This is a genomic window from Algibacter sp. YIN40 (assembly GCF_057219435.1).
Genome location: NZ_JBXVVC010000001.1, coordinates 601,610 through 620,593, shown reverse-complemented (window position 1 = coordinate 620,593; position 18,984 = coordinate 601,610). Strand labels below are relative to the sequence as shown.

At 33.1% G+C, this 18,984-nt stretch carries 13 protein-coding genes; 3 read left to right on the top strand and 10 right to left on the bottom strand.

What is annotated here, in order from left to right; translation table 11 throughout:
- Positions 1 to 142: 142 nt before the first annotated feature.
- Positions 143 to 1,486, top strand: coding sequence for an NADP-specific glutamate dehydrogenase (gdhA, locus tag AC2D6V_RS02965; protein WP_484646557.1), 1,344 nt, complete (start codon positions 143 to 145; stop codon positions 1,484 to 1,486).
- Positions 1,487 to 1,554: 68 nt separating this feature from the next.
- Here the strand turns inward: gdhA and AC2D6V_RS02960 are convergent, their stop codons facing one another.
- Positions 1,555 to 2,097 (bottom strand): GNAT family N-acetyltransferase, encoded by a 543-nt coding sequence (locus AC2D6V_RS02960; RefSeq protein WP_484646556.1) that lies wholly within the window; start codon positions 2,095 to 2,097, stop codon positions 1,555 to 1,557.
- Positions 2,098 to 2,107: 10 nt separating this feature from the next.
- A complete protein-coding gene (locus AC2D6V_RS02955; protein ID WP_484646555.1) occupies positions 2,108 to 2,548 on the bottom strand; it encodes a LexA family protein in 441 nt (146 codons plus the stop codon).
- A gap of 215 nt (positions 2,549 to 2,763) precedes the next feature.
- On the opposite strand from AC2D6V_RS02955, the gene AC2D6V_RS02950 reads away from it, so the two are divergent.
- The gene (locus AC2D6V_RS02950) at positions 2,764 to 3,633 is read left to right on the top strand and encodes a cupin-like domain-containing protein (RefSeq protein ID WP_484646554.1); all 870 of its coding nucleotides are present in this window, start codon (positions 2,764 to 2,766) and stop codon (positions 3,631 to 3,633) included.
- Here the strand turns inward: AC2D6V_RS02950 and AC2D6V_RS02945 are convergent.
- Positions 3,623 to 4,096 (bottom strand): regulatory protein RecX, encoded by a 474-nt coding sequence (locus tag AC2D6V_RS02945; RefSeq protein WP_484646553.1) that lies wholly within the window; start codon positions 4,094 to 4,096, stop codon positions 3,623 to 3,625. The genes AC2D6V_RS02950 and AC2D6V_RS02945 overlap by 11 nt on opposite strands.
- Positions 4,097 to 4,175: 79 nt before the next feature.
- Here AC2D6V_RS02945 and AC2D6V_RS02940 point away from each other — a divergent pair, with 79 nt between their 5' ends.
- A complete protein-coding gene (locus AC2D6V_RS02940; protein WP_484646552.1) occupies positions 4,176 to 6,530 on the top strand; it encodes a T9SS type A sorting domain-containing protein in 2,355 nt (784 codons plus the stop codon).
- A 2-nt stretch (positions 6,531 to 6,532) separates the two neighbouring features.
- On the opposite strand, the gene AC2D6V_RS02935 is transcribed toward AC2D6V_RS02940, so the two are convergent.
- From AC2D6V_RS02935 to glmS, 7 genes are all read right to left on the bottom strand, one after another.
- A complete protein-coding gene (locus tag AC2D6V_RS02935) occupies positions 6,533 to 8,932 on the bottom strand; it encodes a TonB-dependent receptor plug domain-containing protein (protein ID WP_484646551.1) in 2,400 nt (799 codons plus the stop codon).
- The gene (gene recO / locus AC2D6V_RS02930) at positions 8,932 to 9,651 is read right to left on the bottom strand and encodes a DNA repair protein RecO (RefSeq protein WP_484646550.1); all 720 of its coding nucleotides are present in this window, start codon (positions 9,649 to 9,651) and stop codon (positions 8,932 to 8,934) included. The genes AC2D6V_RS02935 and recO overlap by 1 nt, the downstream gene beginning before the upstream one ends.
- On the bottom strand, positions 9,651 to 11,996 hold the full coding sequence (gene porZ / locus AC2D6V_RS02925; RefSeq protein ID WP_484646549.1) for a type IX secretion system anionic LPS delivery protein PorZ: 2,346 nt from the start codon (positions 11,994 to 11,996) through the stop codon (positions 9,651 to 9,653). Before porZ ends, recO begins: the two co-directional genes overlap by 1 nt.
- 143 nt (positions 11,997 to 12,139) lie before the next feature.
- Positions 12,140 to 12,418 carry a F0F1 ATP synthase subunit delta/epsilon gene (locus AC2D6V_RS02920; RefSeq protein ID WP_484646548.1) on the bottom strand — a complete coding sequence of 93 codons (279 nt, stop codon included), beginning with the start codon at positions 12,416 to 12,418 and terminating at the stop codon, positions 12,140 to 12,142.
- 44 nt (positions 12,419 to 12,462) lie between these two features.
- Entirely contained in the window at positions 12,463 to 13,971 is a 1,509-nt protein-coding gene (gene atpD / locus AC2D6V_RS02915; protein ID WP_484646547.1) for a F0F1 ATP synthase subunit beta, read from the bottom strand.
- A gap of 181 nt (positions 13,972 to 14,152) precedes the next feature.
- The gene (locus AC2D6V_RS02910; protein ID WP_484646546.1) at positions 14,153 to 16,936 is read right to left on the bottom strand and encodes a TonB-dependent receptor; all 2,784 of its coding nucleotides are present in this window, start codon (positions 16,934 to 16,936) and stop codon (positions 14,153 to 14,155) included.
- Positions 16,937 to 17,130: 194 nt separating this feature from the next.
- Positions 17,131 to 18,978, bottom strand: coding sequence for a glutamine--fructose-6-phosphate transaminase (isomerizing) (gene glmS / locus AC2D6V_RS02905; protein WP_484646545.1), 1,848 nt, complete (start codon positions 18,976 to 18,978; stop codon positions 17,131 to 17,133).
- Positions 18,979 to 18,984: the final 6 nt, after the last annotated feature.

The following is an 18,984-nucleotide window of genomic DNA, read 5'->3' as shown; positions in this document are numbered from 1 at the left end:
ATCAAATATTGTGGTCACCTCATATAGAGGTTGATGAAAATAAGTTACGAAATTCAAAAAAAAAAGATATATTTTTTACAGATAATGTATATTTGTGCTCTAAAATTATTAATTCAGTAAATATTAATTACAAAACCATCGCATGGAAAAAATAATTGAAGAGTTTTTAGAACTGGTGAAACAGCGAAATTCTGGTGAACCTGAATTCCTTCAAGCCGTTGAAGAAGTTGCAGAAACTGTAATCCCTTATATCGTTCAGCACGATATTTATTATGGCAAAAATGTATTATTAAGAATGGTTGAGCCTGAAAGGGCTATTTCTTTTAGAGTATGTTGGGTAGATGATTCTGGTGAAATACAGGTAAACCGAGGTTATAGAATACAAATGAATTCTGCTATTGGACCTTATAAAGGAGGTCTTCGTTTTCATCCAACAGTTAATATGAGTATTCTCAAATTCTTAGCTTTTGAGCAAGTGTTTAAAAATAGTCTTACAACATTGCCAATGGGTGGAGGAAAAGGAGGAAGTGATTTTGATCCAAAAGGAAAAAGCGATAACGAAATTATGCGATTCTGCCATGCTTTTATGGGTGAATTATTTAGGCATATTGGGGCAAATACAGATGTTCCAGCTGGCGATATAGGAGTAGGTGCTAGAGAGATTGGGTTTCTCTTTGGAATGTATAAAAAACTGCGAAATGAATTTACTGGTGTTTTAACTGGAAAAGGAATGACTTGGGGAGGATCGTTAATTCGACCTGAGGCCACAGGTTATGGAAATGTATATTTTGCTCAGAATATGTTAAAAACTAAAAAGGATAGTTTTAGCGGAAAGAATGTTGTGATTTCTGGATCTGGTAATGTTGCACAATATGCAGCGGAAAAAGTAAATCAGTTAGGAGGGAAAGTATTGACACTTTCAGATTCTTCAGGATATATTTATGATAATGAAGGGATAGATGCTGAAAAGTTAGCATTTGTAATGGAGTTAAAAAATGTGAAACGAGGAAGGATTAGTGAATATGTAAAAGCTTATCCAAACGCTACTTATATAGAAGGAAAAACACCTTGGGAAGTGAGGTGTGATATCGCCTTGCCATGCGCTACCCAAAATGAGTTGCATGAAGCAGATGCAACCACACTTGTAAATAATGGTTGCATTTGCGTTAGCGAAGGTGCTAATATGCCATCTACTAAAGAAGCAATAACTGTTTTTCATGAGGCTAAAATATTGTTTGCTCCTGGAAAAGCTTCGAATGCTGGCGGTGTGGCAACTTCTGGATTAGAAATGACTCAAAATTCATTAAGATTTAAATGGTCAAGAGAAGAGGTAGACAATAAATTAAACGAGATTATGTCTAATATTCACGATTCTTGCATCGAGTATGGAAAGGATGATGATGGATATATTGATTATGTAAAAGGGGCTAATATTGCTGGATTTGTAAAAGTTGCTGATGCAATGCTTGCACAAGGTATTGTTTAATTAGTGAAGTTTTAATATTAATTAAAAGTCATTGTGAGTTTTTCTCTCAATGGCTTTTTTTTATAGATTTATTTCCAATTCCAAATAAGAAGCTCCCAATGGTGATTGTTTGATTTGTAGCTTTTTAAAACTTGAAACCCAACAGCTTTATGAGCATTTAAAGACCTTGTGTTTTTTGTGTCAACCTTTGTTACCAAAACATCATAGTTTGAATTAAGTTCTTGGCTCATATAATTATATAATCCTCTAAAGAGCCCTTGCTTTCTAAAGGATTTGTCTATGCAAATTTGCCCCATTACTATGTAACTATAATCGTTATTAATGCTCTTGTCTATTTCTTCAAACATGGGCACTAAAACTTCGATAGTGTCTTTGAATTTGGATACCATTGACAAAGCATAACCCACAACATTGTTATTTTGTTTTGCGATAATATGGGGACAGGCATTATTCATAGTATTTAGAATTTTGAAACTATGATTTACAGTCACGAATCCTTCGTTTAATTTTTCTTCTTCCGAAATTGAATTTGCAATGTTTACTTGCTGAAGTTCTAAGATTTGATATAACTCTTCTTGATTAGTAACTCTTTTGTAAGTGATACTATCCATATAAAATAAGTTATACCTTTTTAATTACATTGGTAACAATACCCCATATAATAAAATCATTATCATCCGTTATTTTTATGATTGGATAATTAGGGTTTTCGGGTTGCAGCCAAACCTCGTTTTTGTCTACTTTCAATCGTTTAACCGTAAATTCTCCATCTAAAAAACATACAGCAATTTTATTGTTAACAGGTTCAAGACTTCTATCTATTACTAGTAAATCATTATCATCTAATCCTGCTCCAATCATTGATTGCCCATTAACACGGGCAAAGAATGTAGCTTCTTTATTTTTTATAAGCTCTTTGTCTAACGACAGGCGTTGCTCTTTAAAATCTTCTGCTGGTAACGGAAACCCCGCCGAAATTCCTGTGTCAAAATAAATGGCTCCTAAACTATTTGGATTTTTTGGAGTAAAAAAAGTAAGAAAGCTTGTATCGTTTACTATCATTTTTCGATTGGTTTAGCGAATTCACTAAATTACTTAATATTTAACTTGTACATACGGAAAATCTAAAAATTATATAAATACTAATATGATAATGTATGAAAGAATATAGGGAATTTAAGGTGCTTGTTTTAAGAAGCATCTTCGGCGTACTAACTAAAATACTATTTTGGTTTTAATATCGTTTTCTTAACTTTGAAGACCAAACTAATTAAGCTTTGCCACTAAACTTACAAGACATTCCGCGTGTAAAGACTATTACTAGAACGGATTTTTTAAAGCACTATTTTAAACCACAGAAGCCTGTAGTTATCGAGCATTTTATTGAAGATTGGCCAGCATATAGTAAATGGAATTTAGATTATATGAAAGCGGTTGGTGGAGATATTACGGTACCGCTTTACGATGATAGACCTGTAGATTATAAAGATGAGTTTAATGAGCCACATGCTAAAATGAAGCTGCGTGATTATGTCGATTTATTAAAACGAGAACCTACGAAATATCGAATTTTTTTATGGAATGCTTTAAAGGAGATTCCAGCGTTACAAAAAGATTTTACGTTTCCCGATTTTGGTTTACGCCTAATGAAAGGGATTCCAATGCTTTTTTTTGGAGGTGTTGATTCGCATACATTTATGCATTATGATATTGATTTAGCCAATATTTTTCATTTTCATTTTGAAGGCAAAAAACAATGTATTCTTTTTAATCAAAGGCAAAATAAATTTTTATATAAAATCCCACATTCATTAATTACAAGAGAAGACATAGATTTTAATAATCCAGATTTCGAAAAATGGCCAATGCTAAAAAAGGCTAAAGGGTATAAAACTGAGCTTAATCATGGTGAGGTTTTATACATGCCAGAAGGTTATTGGCATTATATGCGTTACATAACGCCTGGTTTTTCAATGAGTCTTCGCGCAATTGCAAGAAACCCAGTCAATTTTACGAAAGCAGTCTATAATGTTTTTATTATGAGAAATTATGATAATTTAATGCGTAGAATTAAAGGTCAGAGATGGATTGATTGGAAGAACGAACAAGCAATAATAAGAACACATAAAAAAGACGCTACTTTATAAGTTCATTTGCTTTTTCATAAACTAAGTGCGATTCCCACCCACGATACAAAAGATAATCTATTAATTTCTTCTTTTTTTTGAACTTGTTCTTCTCATTTAGGGCTAAAAATCGCTTTTCAGCTAACTCATTTAACGTTTTACAGTAATTTTCTTCATTTATTTCATTTATTGCGGCATTTATATTAGCTTTGGCAACGTCCTTTCTCTTTAGTTCTAAAGTCAAACGACGCCTACCCCATTTTTTAATATTGAACTTACCCCTAACAAATGCTTTGGCAAAACGTTCTTCATTTAAGAAGTTGTGCTCTATTAAATGGACAATAATTATGTCCATAGCTTCAGGAATCATATGCATGTCTTGAAGCTTTTGCCTAACCTCTTTATGACAGCGTTCTTGATATACACAATAGTGTTCTAGCTTTCTTTTAGCTTCCTCTAATGTGTATGTTTGTTTTTTAATCATTATGATTAAGGTAATAGGAATTAATTAATAGCAAATTCAATTTTTATTTTACCAAATCTAAAAATTAAACTTAACTTAAATGAAAAAACTTTTTTCAATTGTTATAATATTGGTATGTCCAATTATTCTAAATGGACAAACCATATTCTTTAATGATATAGCTACAAATAATCCAAGTAACGACGACCCTTACATTATAGGTCAAGTAGTTGACCCTAATTTAACAGTCTCTGGTATTGGAAGGGGACCTGCAATTAATGCGAATAATGCTAACAATAGATATAATGCGAGAGATTGGAATAGAACAGGATTTGATTCTAACGATTATTTCTATTTTACCCTTACACCTAATGTTGGGTATGAAATAGATTTTACAAATTTTGTTTTTAATGTGGAACGCTCCAATACAGGTCCAGTACAAATTGCTGTTAGAAGTAGTTTAGATGGATATACATCTAATATAGGAACACCTATTATTGGTGGATCAGGGGTAGTTACACAATCAACAGTTGATTTATCTGGTGTTAATTATCAGAACATTATTAGTTCAATTACGTTTAGAGTTTATGCTTGGGGTGGTACTAATACAAATGGAACTCTTAGTATCAATGATTTTGTTTTTAATGGAGCTGTAAATGTTAGTCAATGCCCTTTAACTGCAACTTGGGATGGGATGAATTGGTCTATTCCACCAACTAGCTCAACAGCAGCCATTATAAATGGTGATTTCAACACCTCTACCGATGGTAGTTTCAGCGCATGTTCTTTAACTGTTAATTCGGGTACACTTATTATAGATAATGATGATTATATTGAGGTTCAGAATGAGTTAATTGCTAATGGAAATATAATAGTTAGACCTCAAGGTGCTTTTGTTCAAATAAATGATCTAGCAACAGTAATTGGTGCGGGTAATATTACAGTAGAAAAAGAAACTGCTCCAGCTAACAATTGGTATGAGTACACGTATTGGAGTTCACCAGTTAGTGGAACGACAATTTCGAACGGTTTATCTGATGCGCAAACTGGAAGGATTTTTGGGTATAATGCACAAAATTTTTTGGATGCAACCATGGAAACGAATAATAATAACGTTCAAATTGTTGGTCAAGATGGTATCGATGATAATGCGAATGATTGGCAATTGGTTTCAGGGGCTACTATAATGACTCCCGGTTTGGGCTATGCAAGTACACACAATCGGGTTATTTTTGAAAGCAGTCCTGGACTTCCAAAACAGTTCGTTTATACATTTGAAGGCCATTTTAATAATGGAGTAATTACTGTTCCTCTATACAGAAACGATTCAGAAACCAATGATACAAACTTAAATTTTATTGGAAACCCTTATCCTTCTGCAATAAGTGCAGACGCCTTTTTTGCATTGAATAGCGACGTGGATGGAGCTATTTATTTGTGGTCACAAAACACAGAGCCTATCCCCAGTGCTAATGGCAATGAACCGTTGAATTTTTCAGATTCAGATTATGCAATGATAAATAGTACGGGTGTATTAGAAGGAGGTGATGGCATACCACCAAATCGATTTATTCCTTCTGGTCAAGGTTTTTTTGTTGCTTATTCAGATGCCGCTACTCCAATTTCAACATCTGGAGATATTAGTGAAGGATCTGTGACTTTTAATAATAGTTTACGAGTTAGAGGAACTGGAAATAATAGTCAATTTTTTAAAAGTTATAATCCAAAATCTAAGATTAAAAATAGCGCTCAGGATAATAAGTTATGGTTGAATTTAACATCAGATAATGGTGTGTTTAATCAAGTATTGATTGGCTATGTTGATGGCGCAACTAGTCTAGATGATGGCAATAAATATGATGCTCAAAAAATTACAATTTCTAATAGCTCTGCCATTTTATATTCTATCATAAAGAAGTCGGATAAAAAGTTCGCGATTCAAGGCAAAAGCACACAAGACTTAACACCTAACGAAAAAGTTAAACTTGGCTTTAGTACTGCCATTAGTGTTCCTACTTTATATAAACTATCCATTGATAAACTTCAGGGTGAATTTTTAACACAGAACACGGTTTACTTAAAGGATCGTTTATTAAAGACCACCTATAACTTATCAGATTCAGATTACACATTCACTTCTGAAGTAGGGGAATTTAATGATCGTTTTGAAATAGTATTCAAAAAGACTTGGTCTAATAAAAGTTTAATTTCTTTAGAAAAAAATGCAGTAAACATTGTTGAACTTTATGGCAATAAGCTTACATTTTCATCAACAAACGATTTAGTACTTGATGGAATTTCGATATTTGATTTTTCTGGAAACCTTATTTATAAATTAAAAGGAAATTCTTCAACAGAAACTTTCAAATTATCTAAGTTGAATAGGTCGCTTTATATTGCTAAAATTGAACTTTCCAATGGAGAAATTTTAACAAAAAAGTTTATAAAAAAATAATTTTAAAGACTATATTTTAGAGATAAAATAAAGTTTGTTCCTGCAGCTGTTAGACCAGATGAGTAAGTTCTATACCTTTGATTGGTTATATTTTCTAAACTTGCGGATAACATAGTTTTTCCAATCTGGTATTGCGTCCTTAAATTTAAAGTATACCAAGAGGGTGAGTATGGGTTGCCGTTAGAATCTGAGGCATACAAAAAGTCTTTTTCAATCTCTGAAGGGGCTAATTGATTGAAAGACAACTCACCATTGTAATTTGCGAAAAAATCAATTTTTAAGTGCTTATTACTCCATGTTAAATGTGTATTTCCAAAGCTAGGTGAAACGTGACGTACAGGAACTTCAATACCATCGTTCTCCTCGGTGCCACCAATAATACTATACTGGGATAACAAATTTAATTGTTGAGTTATCTTTGCTTTTATGCCAACTTCAAAACCATAAATCCAAGCTTTTGATGCGTTTTGAATGGCTTGAACATTACTTAATTCACCATCATATAGAATTTGACTTTCGCCATTCAGATTATAATCTCTTCGCACAAGGGCATTATCTAAATAGGTGTAATAAGAACTCATATCAAGTATAACATTTTTCAATTTAACTTTTAGTCCTAGTTCTAAACCATAAGCATATTCTGGTTTTAAATTTTGATTGGGCACAACAACGGATCCTGGCTCAGAATCAAAGACTTTCCCTATATCGTCAATGTTTGGAGCTCTAAAAGCCGAAGAGGCATTTAGTTTCCACTCTAAAATTGGGTTTGGCAACCAGCTTATTCCTGCTGTTCCAGTAAAAGCCCCAGATTTATTTAATGAAGACTCGAAAGGTAAATTTAGATACGTATTATTTTCTTTAAAATTAGCTTTAGAAACAATATGATTAAATCGTAAACCCGATTGAAATACAAACTTTACATTGGGTTTATATTTTACGCTAGTGTAGACTGCTGCAGATTTCCAGCTAGCACCATTGGGGTATCTTGAAACAGTTGAAGAAGTAATATTTGTGTTGATATTTTCTTCCAGACCATCAGACATAACCTTATTGTATATGTATTCTAAACCATAGAAGAAATCAGTTTTTGCATTTAATCTTTTTTCAAAATCTAAATTTAGCGAGTAGGCATCAACTGCTTCTTCTCTTGTGTTTCTTATATCAGACTGAAAATCTCGATCAATTCGACTTTCTTGAAAATTTTGATATGCGATAGTGACTTTAATTTTATCATAAAGAACAGATCGACTACTTAGCTTAGTTGCTTGGAAGTTTGACATAAACCACTTTTGTGGGCCGTAATTCCATTCAGATGAGCGTAAAGCATCATTTCTATACCTAATTAACCGATCATATCTTGGAATGTCTGAAGTGGTAGAAAAGTATAAACCTAAGTCGAAACTTAGATTTTCCGAAGCTTCATAACGCGCCTTTTGCATGAGGTTAATTTGGTTGTAGCCTGAATGCTTTTGAACTAAAGGATTGCTGTTTGAAATAATAATATCTTCATTATTTATTCTGCTAACAAATTCTGATCTTAAGTAATCCTTAGGACCATGCTGACCCATTTTTAAATCCCCAAAACTGTTATAACTTATATTGGTATAAAAACCCCATTTTTTGTAGCCTAAACTGAAATCTAAATGACCTGTATTTTCATCACTTGCTGAAGCATAGCGTAGCATAACATTCGATTTAAATAGAAGCGAATCGGTATAAGAAAGTTTTGGCTTTTGAGTATAAAAACTCATCACACCTCCAATGGCATCACTGCCGTATATAACAGATCCCGATCCTAATATTACTTCGGTGTTTTGTATAGAGAGAGGATCGATAGCAATAACATTTTGTAAATTACCTCCTCTAAAAATGGCATTATTCATTCTAACACCATCAACTGTTATAAGTAATCTATTGGTAGAATAACCTCTTATCATGGGGCTACCACCTCCTAATTGACTTTTTTGCACAAATACTTGCCCTGTATTTCCCAGTATATCTGCACTCGTTTGCGGGTTGGTAAATTGAATGTCTTTAGCTTTAATACTTATAATTTTTTGAGGAATATCTTTACTATTTTGTTCAAATTTTGAAGCAGAAATTATAATTTCTTCAAGACCTTGAGTGTTAGAATTTAGATAGACAATATTATCTATATTACTTTTTACTATGGTTTTTGTGATATGCGTTAAATGCTGAAAATAAAGAATTTCGGATGTAGTAAACTTATCTAGAGATGCCTCGCCTTCAAAATTAGTGATAACACTTTTAGATTTATCTGCGTTGTAGATTGCAACTCCAAAAACAGGTTCGTCAGTTAGTTTATTTAGAACTTTTATTTGTTGAGCCTGTAAGCAAATTGAAGCGAATAGAAAGAAAAATATCGTTTGAATAAATTTCATTAATTGAAAACTTGATTAAAAATCTGTAGTGATTTAGGTGTTTTAAAACTGCCCAAATGTAATTCAAAATAACGCAAAATCATATTCAAAAATGATTGCCTTAGCTTTGTATTAATTTTCACTGTATTTAATGCATCAAATGTTATGCCTAATAGCTGTTTTAAAAGTGTTAAATTTTCTCCTGAAATACTATGCTTACTTTTAGCTTCTATTTCAAACTTGCCATGCTCTAAATTAAAAAAATTAAATTCTGAATTAATAGTTTCCGGATAGAATCCTAAATACTTAGTAAGGTTAAGTAAAAAAAGCAAATGAAAATTAGCGTAATCAGAATGTGTATCTAGCCATTGTAGGGTAGTTTCAATATAGCTAAAAAGGAGTTCATTCTCTTCTTCTTCCTTTAAGGAACTCGATAAGACTTCAGCTAAAAACATTACAATAGCACTTTTTACCACATTAGAATGTAAGCTAGAATATAATTGATTTATCCTAACCTCTTTAATAGATTGTAAGGACCTATTATTTTTATAAATAATTTCGAGCTGAATTTGAGATAGTAATTGAAAGTATGCAGCTTTTGTATTCCCTTTTTTATTTTTTAAAACACCTCGAAGTAAAAAGCTGATTGCCCCATATTTTTCAGTATAGCATTTAACAATCAGGTCATTATCTCGGTATTTAATTTTAGATAAGACAATGGCATTTGTGTTAACTAGCATTATCGAACAACCATTAATTTTAAAACTTTTGTTTCGAAAGTATCTAAATCTGATAACATAATAAGGTATACGCCAGAGGCTACAATATTATTAGCTAGGTTTTTACCGTTCCAATAGGCAGTACCTCCATCAATTTCTAGATTAAAACCATTATAGCGTTGATTGGTTCTTGATTGTGCTTCGGCAACAAGATTGCCTTCGATATCGGTTATTTTAATATTTACGTTTTCAGAAATATCTTTAATTTTTACTTTTTTATCTACTATGTTAAATCTAGGTCTTACAGGATTAGGATAAACAAAAGCTTTTTCTAAATCTTGAAAAGGGTTCGATCCTCCAGCACGAAATGAGACAAGACCCTTCCCAGTTGCGATGTAAACAATACCATTTTCTTGATCGATTGATATATCGTTTATTAAATTTGAAGGTAGGGGTGAATTATCTTTTGTAAAATGAAATATAGTTTCTTGACCATCAGACGAAAAATAGAATATTCCAGAATCACCAGTTCCTATCCATTTGTTGTTTGATCCATCGACTTTTATATCAGTTATTTGTTGTTGAAACAATAATTCTTTTGCAATTCCATCTTCAAGAATAATTATTTCCTCGGCTTTTATATCGTCATCATTAAAAAAATTTGTGGTATTGTATAAAACCCTAAGCCCTCTAAAAGTTCCGATCCATAGTTGGTTTCTTTTATCTAATGCCAAGGCTGTTATAAGTTCCGTTGGCATATTTTCTTCTTCAGTCGTTAGATTTTTTATTAATTTATTACTGCCATTTTCATTAAATGCAATGAGTCCTTTGGAATAACTTCCAATCCATTTTGTATTGTCATTTCCAATAACCAAATCATTAAAACCATTGTTGTCAAATGGGTCTGCGATTACTTCGTTTAAATCATAGGACTGCCATTGATTATTGGCAGGATTGTATGTTTTCAAGGCTCGCTCTACAATGTTTGTAAGAACCCATAGCAGGCCATTATCATCAAAAATTGTTGGTCCAACTCTAATATTAATGAGGCTAGGATTTGGAGCAAAATCCCAAGATTCTAATCCACTATTGGTATGATCGTATAAAACAGTAGGAGCTTCATCATTAATTTCTAATAAACCGTCTATATAAGAACTAATAAACACTTGATTAGTGTTATTTGGATTAGGAGTAATAGTTTTTAGACACCGCGAACCCAATACATCATCAAATGGAGTGTTAATCCAGTTACTTTCTTTTAAATGACTAATGCCTCTACTGTTTAACGGATATGGGTTAAGGAATAAATTGTGTTCCCCAAATGTAACCCACAAATTGTTTGGACCTGCTTTTAAAGCAAATGGCACATTCAGCAAAGGGCCATCTGGCCTAATTTCCTCATAAATAGTCGGATTATCCAATGAAGTCTTCAATACACCAAAATCTGTTGTGCCAATATAAATAAATTCTAAGTCTACAGTAGCCGATGTAAAATTGGTATTAAATTCACTACTAGTTGATGCTTGGGTAATTGTGTTAAAATTTTCATCATATATATAAACCGTATCGCTTATAACAACAATTAAATTTTGATCTACGGTTTTTAAAGATTCTGGGATACTTGAATATGTAAATAATTCTGTGAATGAATCATTTGCTATTCTATATATTATTCTGTTTGTTCTAACAGTATAAAGTTGATTAGATATTGACTCTATAGCAGTAAAATTACCAGTAGAAATAGTTTGCCAATTATTGAAATCTATAATGTTTGGGTTTGAGACTTGCGCTTTTCTTATCCCATTATTTCCTAAACAAGAAGCATAAATAAAATTGTTTAATACGGTTGTTTGGGTAACTTGAATTTGCTCCCCTGAGTTTCCTATGAAATACGTGTCTCCAAACTCGAGTCGTTCTAAATCATATACAGAAACCCCATAGTCTGTGGCAATATATACCAGATTATCAATAATATTAAAATGATTGATTCCTCTATTTGTTGGAAGTATGGTTGGTTTTTCGATAATATCAACAACAGATAGCACATCATCGTCATTGTCAAATACTATTTCAATCAATCCGTTTTCGTAACCTACTATTAATAGTTCGAAGGTTTCACTATAAGTTATAGTACTAATATTTTCACCAGACAAACCATTTATAGTTGTTATTTTTTCTAACTCATTTGTTACTGTATCATAACTAAAAATAGCATTTTCAGCAGAAGCATAGATTTTACTATTTCCTTGAACCACTTCGGAGATATTATTATACGAAAAATGGCCTTCCCATAATTCAGAAAAATCTTGTGAAAATTGTAATAACGGGATTAAAAAGAATGTAAGTAAAATTAGTTTTCGAAACATAATACCTCTTTCAATTTCAAATATATTTATATATAACGAATATTAGTTTAAAATAATATAAATAAAAAAAGCTTTCTAGTTTTAGAAAGCTTTTAGATTTTTTATAAAATGAAGTTCAAAAAAACTTAATTGTTGTTTCAATTTTAATCTGCAAGAACAATAAGTTTGTTGTCTTTCATTTCTAAAGTTCCAGAATTTATTTTTAATAAGGTAGTGTTTTTATCACCTTGAGTAAATTTACCCTGAACTTCTTCATCTAGTTCAATATTTCCTGAAATTTTAACAAACCCCTCTTTAAGCAATGAAACAATAGGGGCATGATCTTTTAACATTTCAAATTCCCCATTGACACCTGGTACAGATACCGAAGTTACTTCGCCACTAAATAATGTTGCTTCTGGTGATACAATTTCTAAATACATAGTTTCCCAATTGATAATTAATAATTGACAATTGTCAATTTGAATTAAGCTTCAGCTAGCATTTTATCTCCAGCTTCAATAGCTTCTTCAATAGAGCCTTTAAGGTTGAATGCAGCTTCTGGTAAGCGATCTAATTCACCATCCATAATCATATTAAAACCTTTGATAGTTTCTTTAATATCAACTAAAACTCCTGGAATACCTGTAAACTGTTCTGCTACGTGGAAAGGTTGAGATAAGAAACGTTGCACACGTCTAGCACGTCCAACAGCAAGCTTATCTTCTTCAGACAGCTCTTCCATACCTAGGATGGCGATAATATCTTGTAATTCTTTATAACGTTGTAATAACTCTTTTACACGTTGTGCGCAGTCATAATGCTCTTGTCCTAAAATATCAGCAGTTAAAATTCTTGAAGTAGAATCTAATGGGTCTACCGCAGGATAAATACCTAACTCAGCAATTTTACGAGATAATACTGTTGTTGCATCTAAGTGAGCAAAGGTTGTAGCAGGTGCAGGATCTGTTAAATCATCCGCAGGTACATAAACCGCTTGTACAGATGTTATAGAACCTCTTTTAGTTGAAGTAATACGCTCTTGCATCGCACCCATCTCGGTTGCTAATGTTGGTTGGTAACCTACCGCAGAAGGCATACGACCAAGTAATGCAGATACCTCAGATCCAGCTTGTGTAAAACGGAAAATATTATCTACGAAGAAAAGTACATCTTTCCCTTGTCCTTCACCAGCACCATCACGAAAATATTCCGCAATAGTTAAACCAGATAATGCAACACGAGCACGTGCTCCTGGAGGCTCATTCATTTGTCCGAATACAAACGTTGCTTTTGATTCTTTCATTTTAGATTTATCAACTTTAGATAAATCCCATCCACCATCTTCCATAGAATGCATAAAATCATCACCGTAACGAATAATCCCAGATTCTAACATCTCCCTTAAAAGGTCATTTCCTTCACGAGTTCTTTCTCCTACACCAGCAAATACTGATAAACCACCGTGACCTTTTGCTATATTATTAATCAATTCTTGAATTAATACTGTCTTACCTACACCAGCACCACCAAATAAACCAATTTTACCACCCTTTGCATAAGGCTCAATTAAATCGATTACTTTAATACCAGTAAATAATACTTCAGTAGACGTTGATAAGTCTTCAAATTTAGGTGCTTGTCTGTGGATTGGTAACCCAGCTTTACCAGCTTTAGGTAAATCTCCAAGGCCATCAATAGCATCTCCAATTACATTAAACAAACGTCCGTAAACATCATCACCAATCGGCATTTGTATAGGCGCTCCAGTTGCAGTAACTTCAGTTCCTCTACTTAAACCATCTGAAGAATCCATAGCGATAGTACGAACCGTATCTTCACCAATGTGAGATTGTACTTCTAGTACTAATAAGGAACCGTCAGGTCTTTTAATTTCTAACGAATCGTAAATTTTTGGAAGCTCTGAACCAGCAGCGAATTCAACATCGATAACCGGACCTACAATCTGTGCAACTTTACCTGTAACTTTAGCCATTACTTATATCTTTTTGTTATGCTAATTAATTGAGTGAAAACACGTTCTGTTTTCGCGCTGCAAAGATATATTTTTTAATTTAAAATAAAAGTTGTTTTTAAAGCTTTTTTGGAATAAAAAACACCTTCAATTTGAAGGTGTTTAGAAATTATAATTAGTAATAAATTCTTTTTAGAGTCTACTAATTGTTTATTGTCCATGAAACAAAATATTGCGAACCAATAAAAGGAGACCCTACTGCACTTTGATATTCTTTGCCACCTAAATTAGTGCCACCAATTTTGAATATAGATTTTATAGATGGTACAGAATAATTTATTTGAGCATCAACAACTGTTCTTGCAGGTATCATAACATTGGCTATAGTTGCTTGCCAGAAATATTCATCACTCCAACGCGCATTGATATTAAATCCAAAATCTTTAAATAAGTTAGGATTACCAAGTGATACTTTTACCTTATGCTCTGGTGTATTAAATCCTGCACTAAAATCTGGATCTGTTGCTTGGTCAAAATCTAGTTTTGAATAGGTGTAGTTAAACCCTAAATTAAAGTCTTTAGCAATTTTTGTAGATAAACCAATAACCCCTCCATAGGAGCTAACATCTCCGATTGAATTTGTGTATACATTAAAAACTTGGGTGTTACCACCTGCAACATCAATTACACCCGATAAATCAGTCACCGACCCCGATTTAGGAGTCACTACAAGTTTTTGAGCACTAAAACCATCATAAGTATTGTAATAAGCATTTAAATCAACAGTTACAAAGCCTACTTTGCCACGATACCCTACATCAAAGGCTGTTACTTTCTCTTGTTCAGCAAGAGGTGTTGCGCCAGTACCTTGAACAGGCATTAATAATCCTGCGTTTTCTTGTACAGCTACATTTGGATTAGTCCCTCCAGCGATTGCAGCACCTACTGCTGCCCCAAATGCTTCTGCAGATGTTCTTGTATAAGAATTAAAGTAAGCATCTCTACCAGTTAAATCTGTGCCAGGTAATCTTCTATCTAAATTATCTGGAGCAGAACCGACTAAAATAGCTCTACCTACATTAAATCCAATAAATAGTGCTTGAGTGTCTGGGTTTCTAAATCCTGTTTGAAAAGATGCCCTGAAGTTATGTTCTTTATTTTCTCCGGCAGCGTAAACAAAAGAAAGCCTTGGTGAATAGCTAGGATCAAAAAACTCATTTTTATCATAACGCACTGAAGCCGTTACTTTTAATCGGTCATCCATTAGTTTTTTGATACCTTGCAGATAAGCACCATATTCGTTATAATCTATGGATCCATCGTAATCTGTAAATATACTACCACCTGAATTTAATGAATATTGTCTGTACTGACCACCCAGTTGTAAATCTAAAGCATTATTTAATAAATCTTTAAAATTGTAATTACCTTCAGCAACGTTCATTTTAGATTCGTCCACTAGTTTAGAACCAGTAGCCACATCTGGGTCATTTGTGACTTTATTAAAAAGAGCTGTAAATTCTGGAGTACCTGGTTGAGGAGTAATAACATCGGCCGCTACTCTAGCTCCGTTATGAGCTTGCTCTGGGCTTAAACCACCTAATACGCCTCCTAAATAATTTTGAGCATAAATCCCAAACCACTGTGTAGCACCTACTTTATTCATGTTAATTCCTGTAAAACGCATATCATAAGAGTTACCAGCGTTTTCTATAGTTGTATACCCTCTAAGGAAAAAATTGTCACCTCTAAATTCTAATTTATGTTGTTGCAATGCAAAATCTTTTATCGCATATCTATTGGAACCTTGATAGATAGAAGACCCTGAACCAATTTTAGAGCTCCAAATAACTTCAGTATTATTTCCAAAAGGCCTGTAGTTTAAAGTGAAATACGCTTTCAGACTTTCAGCTTTATAATCTGTTAAATCAGATTCTTTGTAGCCTGTTCTGGCGACTTCGCTTTTGCCTAAGGTTCCTGCTGGTGTTCCCGCAATCGCATCCCAGTCTAATAAAGTTTTCACCTCATCGCCATAAATATTTAATCCATCATGTGCAGGATCTGATCTAAAAGCTGATATAGCATCTTCTGTACCAACTGCTCCAAGTGTGTATTGGTTATCGTCTGATGCAAACCAATCTGTACCTCTCAAATAGGAAAACGAAGCTTTTGCAGCAAACTTATCACTAAATGCATGAGCTACACGAAATCCAAAATCATGAAATTGATTGTCACCAGCCTCATCCTGTACCGTCAATCCTGTTTTAACATAAGCACTTACTCCTTGATGCATAAATGGATCTTTACTGGTCATAAATAAAATACCATTAAAGGCATTAGCACCATAAAGAGCTGAAGATGCCCCTGGTAATATTTCAACACTATTTACATCTAGCTCACTTAACCCTAATATATTACCTAAAGCAAAATTTAATCCAGGTAAAGAATTATCCATACCATCAACTAATTGAACGAATCGTGTGTTTGCAAAAGTTGCAAAACCACGAGTATTAACAGCATTAAAAGTTAAACTTCCTTTATTAACATCTACACCTTTTAAGTTTTCAAGACTTGAATAAAAGTCAGGAGAGGTTGCTAATTGAATATCCTTGGCATCAAATCTTTCAATAGTAACGGGAGATTCTCTAACACTTTCAGGTGTTCTTGAAGCTGAAATTACTATTTCATCAAGTTCATTACCTTCTTTTAACACAAAACTTACGGCTTGTGGATTGGTGGTGATTTCTGAAGATACTGTTTCAAAACCTACACTGCTTGCTTGAATAGAAAACGGTGGGTTTTGACTATAAGTAAGTGAGAACTTACCATCGAAATCGGTAACAGTCCCTGTAGATGTACCTACTACAATTATATTAGCACCCGGGATAGGCTGGTCGTTGTCGTCAACGACAGAACCCGTTACAGTTGTTTGAGCAAATGTTAATCCACAAAAGAAAAACATTAAAATTGGGAGAATTGTCTTCATTAGAAATTAGTTAAGTTAATTTGTTCGAGCAATATAAATATAATATGCTTCACTATTAAATAAAATCAATATAAAATTATGCGCGCATAGTATTTTTTAACAAAAAAGTCCTACTAAAACTGAGATTTTAATAAAAAACATCAATTTAATTATATTATGTGTAATTAAACATAATTATTTGTGAGACACAGATTTTATTCTACAGTCACAGATTTAGCTAAATTTCTTGGTTGATCTACATTCTTGTTTAGTAGTACAGCGATATGATAAGATAACAATTGTAGGGGAATAGTTGTTACTAAAGGTGATAAGGAATCAAGAGTTTCAGGAACTTCAATAACGTGATCTGCTAATTCTTTAACTTGAACATCTCCTTCGGTAACAATACCTATTATTTTTCCTTTGCGAGATTTTATTTCTTGAATGTTACTTACAACTTTTTCATAGTGCCCTTTTTTGGTAGCTATTACTACAATAGGCATATTTTCATCTATCAAAGCTATTGGTCCATGTTTCATTTCAGCAGCTGGGTAACCTTCTGCATGGATATAAGAAATCTCTTTTAATTTTAATGCGCCTTCTAGGGCAACAGGGAAATTATAACCTCTTCCTAAGTATAGAAAATTACTAACATCTTTATAGATATCAGCAATCATTTTTATATGTGCATCCGATTCTAATGCTTTTTCAACTTTTTTTGGAATCATTTCCAATTCTAAAAGATGTTGACGGAAATCTACTCTACTTATCGTTCCTTTTGCACTGGCTAATCGAAGCGCCATTAAAGTTAATACGGTTATTTGCGTAGTAAAAGCTTTGGTCGAAGCTACCCCAATTTCTGGACCAGCGTGCGTATATGCACCTGCATCAGATTCTCTAGCAATAGAAGACCCAACCACATTACATACACCAAAAACAAAAGCTCCTTTAGATTTTGCTAATTTTATTGCAGCTAAAGTATCTGCTGTTTCTCCAGATTGAGAAATAGCTATAACGACATCATTTTCTGTAATAACAGGGTTTCTATATCTAAATTCTGAAGCATATTCCACTTCCACGGGAATTCTAGCTAAGTCTTCAAAAATATATTCAGCTACCAAGCCAGCGTGCCACGAGGTACCACATGCTACAATAATAATTCGATTTGCGTTAAGAAACTTTTTCATGTTATCCTCAACACCAGCCATTTTTATTATCGCTTCGTTTCTTCTTAAGCGTCCTCTATAAGTGTCGGTAATTGCTTTAGGTTGTTCATGAATTTCTTTAAGCATGAAATGATCATAGCCTCCTTTTTCTATTTCTTCCAGATTCATTTGGAGCCTCTGAATATATGGATCTACTTGTGAATCATCTTTTATTTTTCTAACCTTTATTTCTTTACCCAATCTAATGATTGCCATTTCTTCATCTTCTAAATAAATAGCGTTTTTGGTATATTCTAAAAAAGGAGAAGCGTCACTAGCAATAAAGAACTCATCATTACCAATACCAACTGCTAAAGGACTCCCTAAACGGGCAATCACAATTTCATCTGGTTTGGTTTTATCAAATACAGCAATGGCATAGGCACCTATAACCTGGTTTAACGCGATTTGTACAGCTTTACCAAGTTTTACTTTTTCTTGCTTTTTTACATCTTCAATTAAATTAATTAAAACCTCTGTATCAGTATCTGATTTAAAGGAATAACCTCTTGATATTAACTCTTGCTTTAAAGATTCATAATTCTCAATAATACCATTATGAATGATGACTAAATTACCAGAGTTTGATAAATGTGGATGAGAATTTATATCATTAGGAACACCATGAGTTGCCCACCTTGTATGTCCAATACCAAGGCTGCCGTTTTTATCTATTTCAACTTCAACACGGTCTTCTAAATCTGCAACTTTCCCTTTGGTTTTACTTACCTTAAGTTTTGTACCATCAAATAGAGCTACTCCAGCACTGTCATAGCCTCGATATTCTAACCGTTTTAAACCTTCAATAATAATAGGATAAGCCTCTCTAGCTCCTATGTAACCAACAATGCCACACATACTTTT

Excerpts from the sequence above, each read along its gene's own strand:
- gdhA (WP_484646557.1), top strand. The coding sequence starts at position 143 with ATGGAAAAAATAATTGAAGAGTTTTTAGAACTGGTGAAACAGCGAAAT.
- AC2D6V_RS02960 (WP_484646556.1), bottom strand. The coding sequence starts at position 2,097 with ATGGATAGTATCACTTACAAAAGAGTTACTAATCAAGAAGAGTTATAT.
- AC2D6V_RS02955 (WP_484646555.1), bottom strand. The coding sequence starts at position 2,548 with ATGATAGTAAACGATACAAGCTTTCTTACTTTTTTTACTCCAAAAAAT.
- AC2D6V_RS02945 (WP_484646553.1), bottom strand. The coding sequence starts at position 4,096 with ATGATTAAAAAACAAACATACACATTAGAGGAAGCTAAAAGAAAGCTA.
- AC2D6V_RS02940 (WP_484646552.1), top strand. The coding sequence starts at position 4,176 with ATGAAAAAACTTTTTTCAATTGTTATAATATTGGTATGTCCAATTATT.
- AC2D6V_RS02935 (WP_484646551.1), bottom strand. The coding sequence starts at position 8,932 with ATGAAATTTATTCAAACGATATTTTTCTTTCTATTCGCTTCAATTTGC.
- recO (WP_484646550.1), bottom strand. The coding sequence starts at position 9,651 with ATGCTAGTTAACACAAATGCCATTGTCTTATCTAAAATTAAATACCGA.
- porZ (WP_484646549.1), bottom strand. The coding sequence starts at position 11,996 with ATGTTTCGAAAACTAATTTTACTTACATTCTTTTTAATCCCGTTATTA.
- AC2D6V_RS02920 (WP_484646548.1), bottom strand. The coding sequence starts at position 12,418 with ATGTATTTAGAAATTGTATCACCAGAAGCAACATTATTTAGTGGCGAA.
- atpD (WP_484646547.1), bottom strand. The coding sequence starts at position 13,971 with ATGGCTAAAGTTACAGGTAAAGTTGCACAGATTGTAGGTCCGGTTATC.
- AC2D6V_RS02910 (WP_484646546.1), bottom strand. The coding sequence starts at position 16,936 with ATGAAGACAATTCTCCCAATTTTAATGTTTTTCTTTTGTGGATTAACA.
- glmS (WP_484646545.1), bottom strand. The coding sequence starts at position 18,978 with ATGTGTGGCATTGTTGGTTACATAGGAGCTAGAGAGGCTTATCCTATT.